Annotated in this window: 15 protein-coding genes (1 of these 15 cut by a window edge); 11 read left to right on the plus strand and 4 right to left on the minus strand. The window is 55.3% G+C overall.

The window, feature by feature from the left end; genetic code table 11:
* Both DSCA_RS29590 and DSCA_RS29595 read left to right on the plus strand, forming a co-directional pair.
* On the plus strand, positions 1–291 hold the 3' end of the coding sequence (locus DSCA_RS29590; RefSeq protein ID WP_155319858.1) for a sensor histidine kinase. 1299 nt of this gene lie to the left of the window's left edge; 291 of the gene's 1590 nt are visible here — the last part of the coding sequence; its start codon lies beyond the left edge, outside the window; the stop codon is at positions 289–291.
* Entirely contained in the window at positions 269–1651 is a 1383-nt protein-coding gene (locus DSCA_RS29595) for a sigma-54-dependent transcriptional regulator (protein WP_155319859.1), read from the plus strand. Before DSCA_RS29590 ends, DSCA_RS29595 begins: the two co-directional genes overlap by 23 nt.
* A gap of 161 nt (positions 1652–1812) precedes the next feature.
* On the opposite strand, the gene DSCA_RS29600 is transcribed toward DSCA_RS29595, so the two are convergent.
* Positions 1813–2433, minus strand: a complete 621-nt coding sequence (locus DSCA_RS29600) for a hypothetical protein (RefSeq protein WP_155319860.1) — start codon at positions 2431–2433, stop codon at positions 1813–1815.
* A 306-nt stretch (positions 2434–2739) separates the two neighbouring features.
* On the opposite strand from DSCA_RS29600, the gene DSCA_RS29605 reads away from it, so the two are divergent.
* From DSCA_RS29605 to DSCA_RS29630, 6 genes are all read left to right on the plus strand, one after another.
* A complete protein-coding gene (locus DSCA_RS29605; RefSeq protein WP_155319861.1) occupies positions 2740–3753 on the plus strand; it encodes an amino acid ABC transporter substrate-binding protein in 1014 nt (337 codons plus the stop codon).
* 157 nt (positions 3754–3910) lie between these two features.
* On the plus strand, positions 3911–5089 hold the full coding sequence (locus DSCA_RS29610) for an amino acid ABC transporter permease (protein WP_155319862.1): 1179 nt from the start codon (positions 3911–3913) through the stop codon (positions 5087–5089).
* Positions 5086–6180 carry an amino acid ABC transporter permease gene (locus DSCA_RS29615; protein WP_155319863.1) on the plus strand — a complete coding sequence of 365 codons (1095 nt, stop codon included), beginning with the start codon at positions 5086–5088 and terminating at the stop codon, positions 6178–6180. The genes DSCA_RS29610 and DSCA_RS29615 overlap by 4 nt, the downstream gene beginning before the upstream one ends.
* Before the next feature lie 151 nt (positions 6181–6331).
* A complete protein-coding gene (locus DSCA_RS29620; protein WP_155319864.1) occupies positions 6332–7108 on the plus strand; it encodes an amino acid ABC transporter ATP-binding protein in 777 nt (258 codons plus the stop codon).
* A 37-nt stretch (positions 7109–7145) separates the two neighbouring features.
* Positions 7146–8267, plus strand: coding sequence for an alanine racemase (gene alr, locus DSCA_RS29625; RefSeq protein WP_155319865.1), 1122 nt, complete (start codon positions 7146–7148; stop codon positions 8265–8267).
* A gap of 85 nt (positions 8268–8352) precedes the next feature.
* Positions 8353–11790, plus strand: coding sequence for an adenylate/guanylate cyclase domain-containing protein (locus DSCA_RS29630; RefSeq protein ID WP_155319866.1), 3438 nt, complete (start codon positions 8353–8355; stop codon positions 11788–11790).
* Between the two features lie 106 nt (positions 11791–11896).
* On the opposite strand, the gene DSCA_RS29635 is transcribed toward DSCA_RS29630, so the two are convergent.
* On the minus strand, positions 11897–12751 hold the full coding sequence (locus DSCA_RS29635) for a D-amino acid aminotransferase (protein ID WP_167528009.1): 855 nt from the start codon (positions 12749–12751) through the stop codon (positions 11897–11899).
* A gap of 263 nt (positions 12752–13014) precedes the next feature.
* On the opposite strand from DSCA_RS29635, the gene der reads away from it, so the two are divergent.
* Together der and DSCA_RS29645 are read left to right on the plus strand one after the other, a co-directional pair.
* Entirely contained in the window at positions 13015–14406 is a 1392-nt protein-coding gene (gene der / locus DSCA_RS29640) for a ribosome biogenesis GTPase Der (protein WP_155319868.1), read from the plus strand.
* The gene (locus DSCA_RS29645) at positions 14407–15762 is read left to right on the plus strand and encodes a replication-associated recombination protein A (protein WP_155319869.1); all 1356 of its coding nucleotides are present in this window, start codon (positions 14407–14409) and stop codon (positions 15760–15762) included.
* 107 nt (positions 15763–15869) lie between these two features.
* On the opposite strand, the gene DSCA_RS29650 is transcribed toward DSCA_RS29645, so the two are convergent.
* The gene (locus tag DSCA_RS29650; protein ID WP_155319870.1) at positions 15870–16271 is read right to left on the minus strand and encodes an OsmC family protein; all 402 of its coding nucleotides are present in this window, start codon (positions 16269–16271) and stop codon (positions 15870–15872) included.
* 237 nt (positions 16272–16508) lie between these two features.
* Here DSCA_RS29650 and DSCA_RS29655 point away from each other — a divergent pair, with 237 nt between their 5' ends.
* Positions 16509–17003: a DUF3124 domain-containing protein gene (locus DSCA_RS29655; RefSeq protein ID WP_155319871.1), complete on the plus strand. Its 495-nt coding sequence runs from the start codon at positions 16509–16511 to the stop codon at positions 17001–17003.
* A gap of 205 nt (positions 17004–17208) precedes the next feature.
* Here the strand turns inward: DSCA_RS29655 and lgt are convergent, their stop codons facing one another.
* Positions 17209–18069, minus strand: coding sequence for a prolipoprotein diacylglyceryl transferase (gene lgt, locus DSCA_RS29660; protein WP_155319872.1), 861 nt, complete (start codon positions 18067–18069; stop codon positions 17209–17211).

Below are 18069 nucleotides of genomic sequence, written 5' to 3' on the forward strand. Positions count from 1 at the left end.
TTTATAAAGGTGACCATTGAGGATAATGGGCCCGGCATTGATTCCAAGAATCTGCCGCACATCTTCGATCCATTTTTTACCACCAAGCAAACCGGCAAGGGCACGGGGTTGGGACTGAGTGTCTCTTTCATGATCGTGGAGAAACTCGGGGGACATATAACAGCGTCCGGAATCGAGGGGCAAGGCGCCTTTTTCGAGGTGATCTTACCACTGGCAACGCAGCCTGATTGTGCTTCGATCAAATCCTTCGACAAACAGACAGACGGTTATGGAAAACAAAACAAAAGGTAAACGAATTCTCATTATTGATGATGAGGAAAATATGCGCCACATGCTTAAGAGCATGCTCGTGCGTTATGGCTATGAAATCACCACCGCAACAGATGGTACCGAGGGGCATGGCATTTTATCCACCCAGTCCTTCGATTTCATTCTTTGCGACGTCCAGATGCCGAAGATGAACGGCATGGAATTTTTAACGGCCGCAAAGGACAAACTGCTTTCGACTACCGTTATCATGATGTCCGCCTATGGCAACATTGACATGGCTATCGAAGCGATGAAACTCGGTGCATACGATTTTATTTCCAAACCGTTTAAAAATGAAGAAATCCGATTGACCATTAAAAAAGCGGAAGAACGGGAACGACTCAAAAGAGAGAATCTTGAACTTAAAGACCGCATCTGTCGCATCGCCGGCAGTTTGTCCTTCGGAAACATGGTGGGGCGCAGCCAGGTCATGCAGGACGTCTTTTCCATCGCCCTGAAAGTGGCCCGGTTCAACAGTACGGTGCTGATTACCGGTGAGAGCGGAACCGGAAAGGAACTGGTGGCCCAGGGAATTCATCAGGAAAGCGACCGCCGGACCGGCCCAATGGTTCCGGTAAATTGCGCTTCAATTCCGGAGAACCTGATAGAAAGCGAATTGTTCGGTCATGTAAAAGGTGCTTTTACCGGTGCAGATAAAGACAAAAAAGGCCTTTTCGAGGTCGCTGAAGGGGGGACCCTGTTTCTCGACGAGATCGGTGATATCCCGGTGGCCTTGCAACCCAAACTGCTGCGGGTTCTTCAGGAGGGTGAAATTCGTCCTTTAGGCGCCGCCAGGGCCAGATCCATCGACGTGCGGGTCATTGCGGCAACCGCCAAAGACCTGGAAGCGGAAATGAGAACCGGGCAGTTCAGGGAGGATCTGTTCTATCGCCTCAATGTAATCCCCATTCGACTGCCTCCCCTTCGTGAACGGGCTGAAGATATCCCTCTTCTTTGCCAGTTTTTTATCACGCGATTCAATGACGCCCTTGGCAGCAGCATTAAAAATGTCTCGCCGGCAACCATGGCCGCGTTGATGCAGCACGGCTGGCCGGGAAATATAAGAGAACTGGAAAACGCCATTGAGCGGGCTATCGTTCTCGCCGACGGAAACACTCTGGAAGTTGAGAACTTTTCATTGGTAAACGCAGGTGCGATTAAGCCTGATGGTGACAGCGGCTATGAGGGCTTTTCGCTGAAGGCTGGCAAAGCGGCACTGGAGGATAGGCTGATCCGAAAAGCGCTGACCGCAACCGGCGGCAACCGGACCCATGCGGCAAATATGCTCGAGATCAGCCACCCCTCCCTGTTGAGTAAAATGAAGCTGTATGGCATCGAGTAAGCGCCCTATGCAACAGGCTCGAAAACCTTAAACGGGCGCTATCTGCTTCAAAGACAACGGCCCTTTCGTCGGGGCCTTTAGGGGCGACCGCAATCGTTATAAATGATTGGCCCTTCGTCAGCGAAACGGAATTCAATTGCGGGCGCCCGCCGGTGGGGACGCTATAGTCCGGCCTGCTGGAAAAGCCGTTCGATATTCAGCCGGTTGATCATATCCGTGAAAATTTCACCGATTACTTTTTCCGCGCCCCCGCTTCCCACCAGTCTCATCCGTTCGGCACTGCCGCTTACCACCTCTCGTGCGACCAACTGAGTATCTTGGGACAGGCTGGCTTCATAGCTGACGTCAGCGAGCCATTTCCGGCCAATCAGTTTGATGCGAAACTGATTAATTTTGATCTGGAACTCCGGGACGTTCGGTGATGTTTCGGCCGCCATGCCGATCCCCAACTTCTTCAACCGCTCAACAAGCGCCGTTTCGAAAAGCATCGGCAATTCGTAGGCCCCCTTCAACCTGTGCTGGTCTTCGGGAAATGTCAATGAAAGGGCAAAAAGGCCGGAGAAGTCCTTAAACTTATCCTTGGCACGTCTGTCGAAAATTTCCGTATCGCTGCGAAAATCCCGGGTTTCAACAAAGACCGTGCGTCCGGCCAAGGTGCCGGCAGACGGTGGCAGTCGATATTCAACGTCTATATAGGATTTTTTAGAACATGAGACAAACGCTGTGGCCAGCAACAACGGTACAGCGATCTTCAGGCATGTGTTCACAATTTTCAAAACCATAGCCCCTCCTTATGGCACCGAGAAAATTAGCTTACAGGTGTTGCCTACCCGAGGTCGGGTTCTTTGTCAATGCCGCCCCTTAGGCGGCATTGACACTGAATCTGACAAAGGTGGGCGCACTTTGTAAACGCAACCTGCAAATACCCTTGCCAAAACGGAAGCTTCCATGGTATCCCATCTGGAATCAAGGATTCATCTTTAAGGAACGTGTTTCCCCGCCAAAACCGTATAAAACGCCAATTTTTCCACGGACCCCAGACAGGTCCACCATTATATTAACCGCTTGCTTGATGGGAGGAGGACGTGATGAAACGATTGAGTATGGTGATTGCCGTGATAGCTGTATTTGCACTGATCGGTTCCGCCTCGGCCGGCACCCTGGATGATGTCAAGGCCAAAGGTTTCGTTCAAGTGGGGGTCAATGGCGATCTTTTCGGTTTCGGCAAACCGGATGAAAAAGGCGTCTGGAAGGGATTGGATGTTGACACCGGGCGGGCCATTGCCACCGCCGTATTCGGAGACCCAAGTAAGGTCAAGTTTACGCCGTTGACCGCCGTCACCCGTTTTACAGCCCTTCAATCGGGTGAGATCGATGTGCTCTGCCGCAACGCCACCCGAACCTTGAGCCGGGAGACGGCATTGGGACTTGATTTCGTTCAGGTCAATTATTACGACGGACAGGGCTTCCTGGTGCCCAAAGCGCTGGGGGTAAAGAGTGCCAAGGAACTGGATGGCGCCGCGGTATGTGTTTTGCCCGGCACGACCACGGAATTGAATGTCGCCGATTACTTCCGTTCCACCGGCATGAAGATGAAACCGGTGGTTATAGAGAATACGGCTGAACTGGCCAAAGCATTTTTTGCCGGCCGCTGCGACTGCCTGACCTCGGACGCCTCCCAGCTTGCCGGCACCCGGGCTGTGGCACCCAATCCGGACGATTATATAATCCTTCCCGAAATCATTTCCAAAGAGCCTCTGGCCCCTGCCGTTCGCCACGGTGACGATCAATGGTACGACATCGTCAACATGTCTGTCCTGGCCATGATCAATGCGGAAGAGATGGGGATCACTTCGAAGAACGTCGACAAAATGCTCAAGAGTGCCGACCCCAAAGTGCAGCGTTTTCTTGGTGTGAGCCCTGGTAACGGCAAAGCCTTGGGTCTGGACGAAAAATTTGCATACAACATCGTAAAGATGGTTGGCAATTACGGAGAGGTCTTCGAGCGCAACGTGGGGAAAAACACCCCCCTCAAAATAGAGCGTGGCCTCAATGCCCTCTGGACCGACGGCGGCCTGATGTATTCTCCTCCGTTTAAATAAGCGGCGCAGGGCGTCCGTGGCCGTCAGCCGGTTGAATCGGTTTCGTTTTGCCCGTTTTCTCGTGGCCACTATTCCGTATGTACTATCGTTAACCCGTTGCTGAGCGTGTGTCTTTCATTGACGCGCTCAGCAACGCGTAACCTCGAGCCATAACAGGATGCAAACGGTCCATACCGGGGATGAAAAAATTCCCCTGCTCAACGACCCCGCCAAGCGATCACTGATCTATCAGGTGGGTGTGATGCTCATGGTGGCGGGATTGGGCTACTACCTGATGTCCAATACGCTGACCAACCTCGAGCGCCAGGCCATCGCCACCGGTTTCGGATTTCTCGAAAAAGAGAGTTCTTTCGAAATCGGTGAATCCATCATTTCCTACTCGGCAGCAGACAATTACGCCAGGGCCCTTTTTGTCGGGGTGCTCAATACGCTAAAAGTTTCCTTCATCGGTATCATACTGACGGTTTTATTAGGTACCCTTGTCGGTATCGCGCGACTTTCATCCAACTGGCTGGTTTCCCGACTCGCAGCCATCTACATTGAGGTCCTTCAGGATATTCCCGTCCTGCTGCAGCTTTTTTTCTGGTACGCTTTTTTTTATGAAATGCTGCCATCCCCTCGCCAGGCGCTCAATCCTCTTTCCGGCCTATTCTTATGCAACCGGGGCATGATTTTCGCCGTGCCCGCCGACCACCCTGTTTGGGGATGGATGGGATGGGCATTCTTAGGCGCCTGTATTGTTGCGTATTTTTTGCGGCGGTGGGCAATCCAGCGTTTATTTAATACCGGCAAAACCTTTCCTGTTTTCTGGTGCGCTCTGGGGCTGTTGCTGGGACTGCCCTTTTTGGTCTGGACACTGGGTGGCGCACCGGTGGCCATGGACGTTCCCCAGTTGCGTGGATTCAATTTCCAGGGGGGGATGAGTGTCAGTCCCGAATTTGCCGCCCTGCTGCTGGGGTTGGTCCTCTATACCTCCGCTTTCGTGGCCGAGATTGTGCGTGCCGGTATCCAGTCGGTGAACAAAGGGCAAACCGAGGCTGCCAGGGCCTTGGGGCTGAGGCAGGGCCAGGTGCTCAGCTTGGTTATCCTTCCCCAGGCGTTGCGGGTCATCATTCCACCGTTGACCAGTCAGATGTTGAATCTGACCAAGAACAGTTCTCTGGCGGTGGCCATCGGTTACCCCGACTTTGTTTCGGTGGCCAACACCACCATCAATCAGACCGGTCAGGCCATCGAGGGGGTTGCGATGATCATGACTGTGTACCTGTGTCTCAGCCTGGTGACCTCGGCGTTTATGAACTGGTACAACAAAAAAATGGCATTGGTTGAACGATGACCGTTTATTCCTACGACAGCAGTGTGGATACGATCAAGCCGCCGGCCACGTCGGTGGGGATTCTGGGCTGGACCAAACGCAACCTTTTTAATGGATGGTTCAACTCGATCCTGACGGTAATCATTATCGCATTGATGGTTAAAATACTACCGCCCTTTTTAAAATGGGCATTCGTGGACAGTCATTGGCTGCCATCCGGGGCGGGATGCCAGAACGGCCAAGGGGCTTGCTGGTCCATCGTTTCAGCCAACCTGAGATTCATCATTTTCGGATTTTACCCGCATGATCTGCAGTGGCGGCCGCTGCTGGCCATGGTCATACTGGTCGCTCTGCTTTTCTACAGCAGGGACCGCAGCCACTGGCGCAAAGCCCTGGGATGGGGATGGCTGGTGGCCCTGGTGGTGATGGGGTTGCTGCTGCGAGGCGGCCTGTTCGGTATGGCGCCAGTGGAAAGCACCCAGTGGGGGGGGTTGCCCCTGACACTGCTGCTGTCGGTGTTCGGTCTGACAGCGGCCTATCCGCTGGGGGTCGTGCTGGCTCTGGGTCGTGCGTCGCGAATGACGGCGGTAAAAACCCTATGCATCGTTTATATCGAAATGATTCGCGGTGTGCCGCTGATCAGCCTGCTGTTCATGTCCTCGGTCATTTTCCCCCTTTTTTTACCCGAGGGGGTCACCGTGAACAAGATCCTGCGTGCCCAGGTGGCCATCATTCTGTTTACCGCCGCCTACATTGCCGAAGTGGTCCGCGGCGGTCTGCAGGCGATTGCCAAAGGTCAGTATGAAGCCGCCGAATCCCTGGGGTTGAACTATTATCAGACCATGCGCCTGATCATTTTGCCCCAGGCCCTGAAAATTGTCATCCCGCCATCGGTGAGTATTCTCATTTCGGCTTTCAAAGATACATCCCTGGTTGTGATCATTGCGCTTTACGACCTTTTGAAAACGACCAAGTCCGTATTGTCGGATCCCAAGTGGATGGGGTTTTCGGCCGAAGCCTATATTTTCCTGGCGGTGATTTATTTTCTATGCTGCTATTTCATGTCAAATTACAGCCGCCGGTTGGAGCGGGAGCTGGATACGGGGTTATAATAAAAGCAGCTTTAAGTGTTACGTGTTAAGTGATGGATGAGAATCGTAGTATTGATACCCTGGTTGGTGGCCACTTGTTCATTTGATAACGCTAACTTACTAAAATTATACAGCATGCCATTGCTTAAAACTTAACACAACAGGTTTTAACATGTCTGAGAAACTTGAATCCACTGAAAATACCCTGGAAACCAACGACACCATCATCCGGATCGTCAACATGCACAAGTGGTTTGGTGACTTTCATGTGCTTCAGGATGTTAACCTGGAAGTCGCCAGGGGAGAGCGTATCGTTATCTGCGGCCCCTCCGGATCGGGAAAATCCACGCTCATCCGCTGCATCAACCGTCTGGAGGAACACCAGCGGGGAAAGATCATTGTTGACGGCATCGAACTGACCAACGATCTTAAGAACATTGAGAAGATCAGGGCCGAAGTGGGTATGGTGTTCCAGCATTTTAACCTCTTTCCTCACCTCACCATCCTGGAAAATCTGACGCTGGGCCCCATCTGGGTAAGAAAAACGCCGAAGAAGGAGGCCGATGAAACGGCGATGTACTACCTGGAAAAAGTTCACATCGCCGAGCAGGCCAAAAAATTTCCCGGTCAACTCTCCGGTGGACAGCAGCAGCGAGTGGCCATCGCACGTAGCCTGTGCATGAAGCCCAACGTCATGCTTTTCGACGAGCCCACGTCGGCTCTGGATCCTGAGATGGTCAAAGAAGTGCTGGACGTCATGATCAGCCTGGCCCAGGAGGGGATGACCATGCTGGTGGTCACCCATGAAATGGGATTTGCCAAAAGCGTTGCCCATCGGGTGTTGTTTATGGACTACGGGCGGATTGTCGAGCAGAATTCCCCGACCGAATTTTTTGACAACCCCCAGCATGACCGTACCAAACTGTTTTTAAGCCAGATTTTGCATTGAAGCGGCAGTACCGACAACCTCCACCTGGAAAACGGTCATGGATCCACGAACTTGCGCCCGTATCCATTTAGATTCCCTGCGATTCAACTATCGTGAAATCCAAAAAAAGATCGCACCTGCCCGCCTGATACCTGTGGTCAAAGCCGATGCCTACGGCCACGGCGCCATTGCCGTTTCCCGTTGCCTGGTCGATGAGGGGGCTGATCTGCTTGCCGTTGCCCAATTTCAGGAAGCCGCGGCCCTTCGTGACAGCGGCATCAATGTTCCCATCATCATTTTTGGACGACTCTTGCCGGATGAACTCCCCGATGCCGTCAGGGCCGGATTCCGGATCACCGTGTTCGGCGTCGAAGACCTCCGATGGATTGAACGGGCAACCGGGGGGGGCCAGAAGGCATACGTTCATGTCAACGTGGAAACCGGCATGGGGCGCGTGGGCGTGCAGTTGGATCGGGAACCGGATTTTTTCGACCAACTGTCCCGCTCCCGGTGCTGTGCCTGGGAAGGACTGTACAGCCACTTTGCCACTGCCGACGAGGCGGATAAAACATACGCCATGGGCCAGTTGGACCGCTTCAACGCCCTGCTGAAACGGCTGCGGATCCTTGGCCAGATGCCTCCCATGGTCCACATGGCCAACAGCGGCGCCATTCTCGATATGCCCCAGAGTTATTTCGATGCCTGCCGGTCCGGGATCATGCTTTACGGTCATTACCCCTCAACGGAAACCTCGCGATCGGTTCCGTTAAAACAGGTCATGACCCTCAACACGGTCGTCGCTCATTTGAGGCGCTTGCCTGCCGGTCATAATGTGAGCTACGGAAGGCGATGGAAAACCGACAGGGAAACCACCATCGCCGTACTGCCCATCGGATACGCGGACGGGATCCGGCGCCATTTGACAGGCCGGCTCCAGACCCTGATTGGCGGCCGGTGCTACCCGGTGGTGGGTACGATTACCATGGACCAGATGATGGTGGATGTGGGTGACGCCCCGGTGGCGGTGGGTGATGACGTATTGATCTGGGGAGACAGCGAGAACGGATCGATCCAGGTCCTCGCGGTCGCCGAGGCCATGGGATCAATCCCCTATGAAATGACCTGTGGCATCTCTTCCCGGGTCCGACGCGTCGTGGTGGAAGGCGCCGACCATCCCTGAACCGTCCCCACAAAGGATGGCAGGGCGTTTGCCGGACATAAAATAACGGGGAGGTGCCCTCTTGCCCCGAACGGATGCCTATCCAATGAAGTGCCCCGTGTGCCACAGTGTTGTGGACAAAGATGAAACGGCTTGCCATGTGTGTGGCTGCCGGCTGGGGCTGTTGTGTGATGCCTGCGGGACGATCAACCGCTCCGCAAGTAAGTTCTGCAATGCATGCGGCCGGCCGTTGACCGGCTCCCCCGACCCATTTTCACGGCCAAATCGGCCGGTCGACCATGAATATCCAACGGTTTCCAAGGTAAGCCCACAATCTCCAAGGGGGCCCACAGGCGGCAGTGAGCGAAAACAGGTCACCGTTCTGTTCTCCGATCTGTCCGGCTATACCGCGCTTTGTGAACGGCTGGATCCCGAGGACGTCCGGGAGATGATGAGCCTGATTTTCAAAGAAATCGTTGGTATCATTATCCGATATGAAGGATACATTGACCGGATTATCGGGGATGAAGTGCTGGCGGTTTTCGGAATTCCACGCATTCACGAGGACGACCCGATCCGTGCGATTCGTGCAGCCCTGGACATTCACAGTACCGTGTCCGGAATGAGCGAGCGGTTTGAAAGGCAGCTGGAAGGCCCATTGGCCATGCATTCGGGCATTGCCACGGGACTGGTGGTAACCGGAGAGATCGACCTGGCGACCGGAAGGCACGGCATCACCGGAGAGACGGTCAACCGGGCATCGGTGTTGACCACTCTGGCTGCTTCCGATGAAATTCTGGTGGGGCCCGGCACCATGGCGTTAACATCGGGTTTTTTCCTTTTCGAAAAACGGTCTCCCGGCGCAGACGATGGCAATGCAGACATCATCGATGCCTATCGCGTGAGGAGCGCCGAAAAAAAACCGGACAAAATTCGCCGGCTGCGGGGATTGCGTTCCCGGCTCATCGGGCGTGAGGCCGAGATGACAGCGCTTCGGGAGGCGATGGCTGAGGCTTCACGGGGACGCGGGTGCTGTGTTTTTATCGAAGGAGACGCCGGTACGGGAAAAAGCCGGCTGATTTATGAATTTAAAAAAAAACTGGTCCCAAAGCACGTTCAGTGGCTTCAGGGAAACGCATATACCTTTACCCAGGCGATGCCCTATTCCCCACTGATCGAATTGCTGGGCCGTGCAGTCGATTTACGGGAAGGCGATTCCGAAACCGTGGTCCGGCAAAAGCTGGTTGAGATTCTCAGGCCGCTGGAGGGGGAAGACGGACCCATTGCCCACGTCCTGGAACGCCTGTTTATCCATTCTCGTGACAACACGATCAACATTACTCCGGAAGCATGGAAGCTCAAGCTGCGCCAGGCCCTGATCCAATTGGCGATCAGCTATTCGCAGGACGGCGTGACCATCATCTGCATCGAAGACCTGCACTGGGCTGATCCATCCACGGTGGATCTGCTCCGGATGATGCTCAACAACGCGGCGCTCCCCGTTTTTTTTCTGATCAGCTACCGCCCCGGTCTGTTGACCTTCAACCACCGCCAGATCACGAACCCGTATTACAGAAATCAGTATATCCTGATCGAAGACCTGCCGCCGGAAAAAAGCGAGGCGATGGTCAGATCCCTTCTTCAGACGGAAGAAGTTCCGCGCAGGTTGCTGGCTTTTATCGCTGATCATCTGGGGGGAAATCCTTTTTTTCTGGAAGAACTGATCAATTCCCTGGTCGATGACGGAATCCTTAAGAAAAATGGCAATCGATGGCAGGTCCGCGGGATTATCGGCGATACGGCCTTTTCGTCCAACATCTCTTCGGTCATTGCCGCCAGGCTGGACAGCCTGGGTGATGCCGACAAGCGCATCGTTCAGGAAGCCTCAGCCATTGGCAGGCGCTTTTCTCCGGCTGTTCTCAAACGGATTTCAGCCAACCCAAAGCGAATCGATGGCAGCGTCGCCCTTCTCAAATTACTGGGATTGATTTTTGACGGCAACGATCCGGGTGAAGACGTCTATGTGTTCAAGCACGCGCTGGTTCAGGAGGTGGCCTATAAAAGCCTTCTGAAGCGACAGCGTAAAAATCTTCACGAGCGGATCGGCCGGGTTCTCGAAAGGCAGGGCGCGGAACGGATCGACGCCCTTTGTGAGCCGCTGGCATTTCATTTCAGCAATGGCCATTCACTGGCCAAAGCGGTTAACTACCTGAAGTTGTCCGGCCGCAAGGGATTGAAAAAGTATGCCGTCATCGAGTCGCACAATTATTACGAAAAGGCCTACCAACTGCTTACGGACAAGGCACGGCCGGTTGACGATGCGGCATCCCGGATACTGGAACTCCTGCTGGAGTGGTTTTTTGTTTTCCACCTGCGTGGTCACTACGGGGATGTATTGACCTTGCTGGAGCGGCATGAATCGTCAGCAATGAACAGCCCGGATCTTCAACTCAAGGGGATGTATTTTGCCTGCCTGGGCTGGGCGCACCAGCGGCGCGAGCATCTCGACTCCTCCCGCCGCTGCCTGCTCGAGGCGATCGCCATCGGTGAGCAGATCACAAGCTATAAAGTGATCGCTTACGCCAATGCATGCCTGATCTGGACCTGTACCGATCTGGGACGTCTGGACGAGGCGCTTGTTTTTGCCGGCAAAGCCGAAGCGGCTTCCCGTTTCTTCGAATCCGAAGATTCCTCCTGGTTTTTTGAGACAGGTCAGAACCTGGTCCGGTTTGTTCTCACCGGAACGGCCATCGCCCACTGGTTCAGGGGGGACTGTCGCCAATGCCACAAGTTGGGGGATCGCCTTCTGGCCTACGGAGAGAGTGCAGGGGACGTAAACAGTCTCTCCGAAGGACACCTGGCCCATGGTATGGGGTGTTTTGCAGCCGGGGATTACCGTGCCGCCATCGAAAAGTGCATTACCGCCATCGATAATTCGGGAGACCCGCTTTTTGATGTTAACGCACGTTTTCTGATGGCTTATGCCCACCTTTCGCTGGGAGAGGTGCCGCAGGCAGAGAAAAAACTTCAGGAGATTATTACTTTTTGCCGGCAGTCGGGCTATGAGTACATCGGAACATCGGCGAACGCCCTTGCCAGTGTCATTGCCGTGGCCCGGGGGGAAATCGCAACAGGTGTAAAAACGCTCAAAAGGCATGCCGGGCAACACCTGGCCAACGGTAAAATATACCACGCCCAGACCTTTCATTACATGCTGGGCAGCATTTTTCTGCAAATCGCCATGCGTGAAGGAAGGTTGACCCCGGGGATGGTGTTGAAGAATTTATCGTTTTTCCTGGTGAACCTCCCACGGGCGGCAAGGCATGCGGAGCATCATTTTAAAACGGCAATCCGTATTGCCAGCCAGATCAATGCCATGGGCATTAAAGGCCAGGCTTGTCTCGATCTGGGTCGACTTTACCTGTCAAGAAAAAACCATGATCTTGCCCTACCGCTGATCAAGGAGAGCATCGCCCTTTTCAAACAACTGGGTGCGGACAGTCATCAGCAGCGGGCAACGGCGGTTTTGAACACCGTCGAATAAAAAACCCGAGCCGGAGGGCCATGCGTTCTCTGGCCCTTGCCTGATTTGCATCCGATCATCAGGGCGACAGCCGTCAGGTGCAAACGACGCCGCTGCGCGCTGTCGGTCAGACGGAACGGCCTTCCAGGGCCAGCTGTCGTAAAAGGGTGTAGATTTGTCGGGTTGTGGGGCCCACCTTACCGTCACCGATGGATTTTCCATCGATGCGCACCACGGGAAGCACTTCGGTGACCGTTCCGGTGAGAAAGACCTCGTCGGCACCATAGAGTGTTTCGGTGTCGAAAAACGCTTCCTCGGCATCCAGGCCGGCTTGCCTGCAGATGCGAAAAATTGCCGTGCGGGTGATGCCCGGAAGGATATTGTTGGTCAACGGATGGGTCATGAGCCGGCCGCCGGATACGATGAACAGGTTGGAACTGGTCCCTTCGCGAACGACACCGCTGGCCGACACGAAGATGGCATCGTCGCAGCCTGAATCCAGGGCTTTCTGCTTGGCCAGGCTGTTGGCCACCAGCTGAACGGTTTTGATGTCGCACCGGTCCCAGCGGGTATCTTCAACGGTAATGGCGGTTGCCCCCTTTTTTCGCATCGCTGCCGGGATTTCCTTGACCGGCCGGATGGTCATTATGATCTGGGGGGAGATGTTCGGGCTGATGGCATGGTTTCGGGGGGCGGCGCCCCTTGAAATTTGAATGTAAATGCCCGCGCGGGGGTATCCGGAACGTTCTGCCAGGTCGCAGATGGCCGCTTTGATCTCGGAACGGGAAATCGGATCGAAGTTCAATCCCCGCATGGATCGCTCCAACCGATCCAGGTGCTCCTCCAGCATGAAGAGGCGTCCTTCATAACTGGCGATAAACTCATAAACACCGTCACCAAACTGGTAGCCCCGGTCTTCAATGGGCACCACCGCCTTTTCGATGGGCATGAATTCCCCGTTCACATAGGCCAGGTCCGGCATGGGGCCTCCTTTCAGCGCTCGATTCAGATGTTTCATTTATACCCGATGGTGGGGTGTCGGGGTCGCACGGTTGCCTGGCCAACATACACCAAAAAAATTTGGGTTGAAACCCCTTTCGGTGTCTATTCCAGTGAGCCCGACGGTATCACCCAATGGACGTTTGACACGTGATTCACTCCTGGGATATACAATTTAAGCTCGAAGCTCATGAACCGTTGCGGCCAGCGATTGATCCGGCCGGAAACCTTGATCGGAAACATGTAATGAAACCCATCGTTGCCATTGTTGGCAGGCCCAATGTGGGCAAATCCACCCTGTTCAACCGGATCACCCGATCCCGGGATGCCATTGTGGACGATTTGCCCGGCGTGACCCGGGACCGGAATTTCGGGGATGCCCGCTGGGACGATAAAGCATTTACCCTGGTGGATACCGGCGGCTTTGCCGAAGGGGATGACGACGCGTTTGCCCCCCACATCCGCCAGCAGGTGGAACAGGCTATCATTGATGCCGATGCCATTATCCTCCTCCTGGACGGCAAGGGGGGGATATCGCCTTTTGATGCCGATCTGATTGCCATCCTGCGCACGGTGGACAAGCCTGCGTTTTACGTGGTCAACAAGATTGACGGCGAGGGGCAGGAAAAGGCCCTGTCCGATTTTTACAGCCTTGGCATCGACACCCTGTTTCCGGTATCCGCCGAGCACGGATACGGTGTCGCCAGTTTTCTGGATGAACTGACCGCCGGCTTTCCGGAAATGGACGCCAAAGAAGAACGGTCTGATGCGATCCGCATTGCAGTGGTGGGAAAACCCAATGCCGGGAAATCTTCCATGATCAATGCCATTTTGGGGGAGGACCGGCTGGTGGTCAGCGAGGTCGCCGGTACCACACGGGATTCTATCGACTCCGTTTTTCACCGGGGAGACAGGAAATACGTGCTGGTTGACACGGCGGGAATTCGCCGCAAGGGAAAAGTGTCCTTCCGGCTGGAAAAATTTTCCATCATCAAGGCTCTGCGAAGTTTGGAACGCTGCGACGTGGCCCTGATTATCATCGACGCCGATGTGGGGATTTCCGATCAGGACGTCCGGGTGGCCGGCTACGCATACGACCGCGGATGCGGTGCGATCTTTCTGCTGAACAAATGGGACCTTGTAGATAACCGGGACGGAAAGGCCCTGAAGCGCCTGACGGAAAAATTGCGTATGGACGCCAAGTTCCTCAGTTTTGCGCCGGTGACGACGGTGTCGGCCAAAACCGGTCAGCGGATTCAGCGAATTTTTCCCCTTGTCGACCAGGTTTACGCCCAGTATGCGGCCCGGATCACCACCGGACAGCTGAACAAGGCCATGGACAAGGCCTTGACGCGCACCGAACCCTCCCTGCACAAGGGCACGCGGCTGAAATTCTACTATGCCACTCAGGTGTCCACCCGCCCGCCCACCTTTGTCAGCTTCGTTAATTTCCCCGGCGGGGTGCATTTCTCTTACCAGCGATATCTGATCAACCAGATCAGGGAGGCGTTTTCCCTGGACAAAACGCCGGTTCGCCTGCTTTTGCGGCAACGCACCGGAAAAAATCCGGATTTTTTAAACAAGAAACGCACACCCGCCAGCTGGAAAAAAAAGCGACGCACCAAAAGCAAAAGATAGATGGATCTCTTCGACTATCAGGCGGCAGCCGCCACCGATCCCCAACGGCCGCTGGCCGAGCGTATGCGACCGCAGCGGCTGGCCGATGTATTCGGCCAGGACGCCGTGACCGGTGCGGGTTCCCTGGTTCGCCATGCCATTGAAAACGATCGGGTGTTTTCCATGATCCTGTGGGGGCCCCCCGGCTGTGGGAAAACCACCCTGGCCCGGATCATCGCCCTTGAAACGCAATCTCATTTCGTTCATTTTTCGGCGGTGCTCTCGGGCGTCAAGCAGATCCGGGAAGTCATCGACGAAGCCAAAAAACAGCGGCAGTTCCAGCGCAAGCGAACCATCCTGTTCGTGGATGAAATCCATCGGTTCAACAAGGCCCAGCAGGATGCCTTCCTCCACCACGTCGAGTCCGGGCTGATCACGCTTATCGGCGCCACCACCGAGAATCCGTCCTTCGAGGTCATTTCGGCACTGTTGTCCCGATGCCGGGTGATCACCCTCAACCTGTTGGACGAGGACGCTGTGGGCTGCGTGCTCGACAGGGCCATGGGGGATGGAAAGCGCGGGTTGGGTGAACTGAATTTATGCCTTGCCGAAGAAGCCCGGCAGCATTTGATCCAGATGGCCTCGGGAGATGCACGCAGCGCCCTCAACAGCCTGGAGATGGCCGTCACGCTGACCCTGGCCGAATCGCCGCCAGAGACGGGCACCTGCCGAACGGTCACCCTGGATCACGTGGAAAGCGCTCTGCAGAAAAAGGCGCTGCTTTACGACAAGGGCGGTGACGAGCATTTCAACCTCATTTCCGCATTTCACAAGAGTCTGCGGGGAAGCGATCCCGACGCGGCCCTTTACTGGCTGGCCCGCATGCTGGAGGCCGGCGAAGATGCCCTTTATGTGGCCCGGCGCATGGTGCGGTTCGCCTCCGAGGATGTAGGCAATGCCGATCCGTTTGCCCTGCGCATGGCCCTGGCGGCCATGGAGTCCTTCCGGTTTTTAGGACATCCGGAAGGAGACCTGGCCCTGGCCCAGGCGGCTGTCTATCTGGCCACGGCGCCCAAGAGCAACAGCATCTACCGGGCATGGAACACGGTGCGGCAGGTGGTCCGGGAAAAAGGCGCGCTGCCGGTTCCCCTGCACATCAGAAACGCGCCCACCGGCTTGATGAAAGACCTGGGCTACGGCAAGGGGTACCGCTACGCCCACGACTACAAAGATGGGTACGCCGCCCAGGAGCATCTGCCCGATGCGCTTGCCGGCAGTCTTTTCTACTTTCCCGTAGACCGGGGGTATGAGAAAATGATTGCCGGGCGTTTGAAGCACTGGCGGGCCTTGAAGGAGAAGGCCAAGAAACAGGAATGACACCGGTCGGCGATGGCAAGCCAGATCCGGGATGGGGCCCCGGGCTTTGAATGTAAAACGCAGTTGCGATTCCTGCGGAAATTTTCATTCTCGAAGAACAATCTCCCTCACCCAATGGAGATTTCAACATCCATGAACGGTTTCAGCGTGTTGGCCACGATGCAGCCCCGTTCGGCGATCTGGATCAATTTTTCCATCTGCTCCCGGTTGATGCCCTTGCCCTGAACCGTCAAGGCCATTTTCTGAAAACGGGGCGGGGTGCCATCCAGCGTACCCCGAACCGTGAGGGTAAGGCCTTCGGGCTCAAGCTCCCTTCCCTGGAAAGCGGCGATAAGATTGCTCATGAAGCACCCGCCCAAGCTGGCCACGAGCAACTCCCCGCCCATTGGACCCTGGTTGCCGCCCCCTTTTTCCGCCGGGCGGTCGGTGACCAGCTCATGGTCGCGAATCTGCGTGCGTGCAGCGGTGGTGCCTTCGATATGCGAAATGGTCGTTGTCACTTCCGGCATGGTTTGATCCTCCTGTAAAAAATGAAATCAGTCCACCAAATTGGACATGCTTGGTTCAAAATCAAGGTCCGGCCACGAAATGACCGGGTCATTTAGGGGGAGGGCGGTCGATCCCCAATTGATTTGTCCAATGAATGTTGGTACATAGATGGCGTCCATGTGGACTGTCGGCAAGTTCGGAAAACAGGAGCCTCACCCCGGCGTCACTTTCATTGAATACACGAAGGGAGGCCTACGATGTCCCAACACGGCAGTACCCGAACCCTTGTGGCCGTTGGTGCCCTGGTGGCAGCCTTTGCCGGCCTGCTCGCCGGTCCGGCCGGCGCAGATATGCGGTTATTCAGGGGACAGACCGTATACGTGCCGGTCTATTCTCATATCTACAGCGGTGACCGCGAGCAGCCCTTTTACCTTGCCGCCACCTTGAGCATACGCAACACCGACCCCACGCATGTCATCAAACTCACGGCGGTGGATTATTATGACTCGGACGGAAGATTCCTGAAGCACTATCTGGACAAGGCGTTAGCCCTCAACGCCATGGCCACCAAGCGCTATGTCGTGCCCGAGTCGGATAAAAGCGGCGGGTCCGGTGCCAAATTCATCATCCGCTGGCAGTCGGACCAACCGGTGGCGGAACCGTTGATCGAATCGGTGATGATCAGCACCAAGACCCAGCAGGGCATTTCTTTTACTTCCCGGGGGAGAGTGCTGGAAAGCATATCCCCATAGATAGGGCTCATTCACAATCGGCATCTTGCGGCCCATATCTGCGTTATCGCCAATTGGAAATCCTCGACGTAGCGCTGCTACGCCTGTGGTTTTCAATTCGCTGCAGCCTTGATCTGAGCCGCAAGCCACCATTTCTGAACGAACGCTAGGGATGTACAATTTCAAAAAACGAAATGGGCTGGGAGTCAAAGATGTCGGCTTTTTGTCAGGTTTTCCCTTCTGGTTGAATGCGGGATCGCTTTTTTAGATAGAGCCACAGCAACCCGCCGGCCAGGATCATGGCCATGCAGAGCATTTGCCCCATGGAGAGGGACAGCATGATAAAACCCAAATGGGCGTCGGGCTGGCGGGCATACTCGATGAAAAAACGCACCAGGCCGTATCCCATGAGGTAGAAGGCCAGCATGGCGCCCCGGGTGGTGCTTCGGTTTCTGACCGTCCACAGGACAATAAAGAGCACGATGCCTTCGAAAAAGGCCTCGTAAAGCTGCGAGGGGTGCCGTCTGCCGGGACCCGGTGCCAGGGGGAAGAGCATGCCGATGGGATGGGTGGTCACCCGGCCGTAAAGCTCACCGTTGATAAAGTTGCCCAGGCGACCAAAGGTATAGCCCAGCGGAATGCAGGGGACGATGAGATCGGCCATGTGGAAAAAATCAAGCCGGTTTTTGCGCACGAAGATGACCGACGCGACCACCACGCCGATGAGCCCGCCGTGGTAGGACATGCCGGTGATCCCGGTAAAGCGGATGCCCCCGGAGAATTCAAAGGGCAGGATGATTTCCAGGGGGTGATGCAGGTAGTAGGAGGCGTTGTAGAAGAGCACATAGCCCAGACGGGCGCCGATGATCAGTCCCAGAATCATGGCCGTCAGGAGGCCCTGAAGCTGCTCGAGGTCGAGGTTGAATCGATCTTCCCGCCGGAGCCGGTAGCTGGCCAGCAGGTAGGTGATGGCAAAGGCCACGATGTACATGAGCCCGTAGTACTGAAGCCTGAACCCGCCGATTTCAAATATGACCGGGTCCATGTGCGCCGGCAGGTGCTGCCACCAGAATAGAAAATCAGCCAT

Source organism: Desulfosarcina alkanivorans, assembly GCF_009688945.1.
In the GTDB taxonomy this organism is placed as follows: domain Bacteria; phylum Desulfobacterota; class Desulfobacteria; order Desulfobacterales; family Desulfosarcinaceae; genus Desulfosarcina; species Desulfosarcina alkanivorans.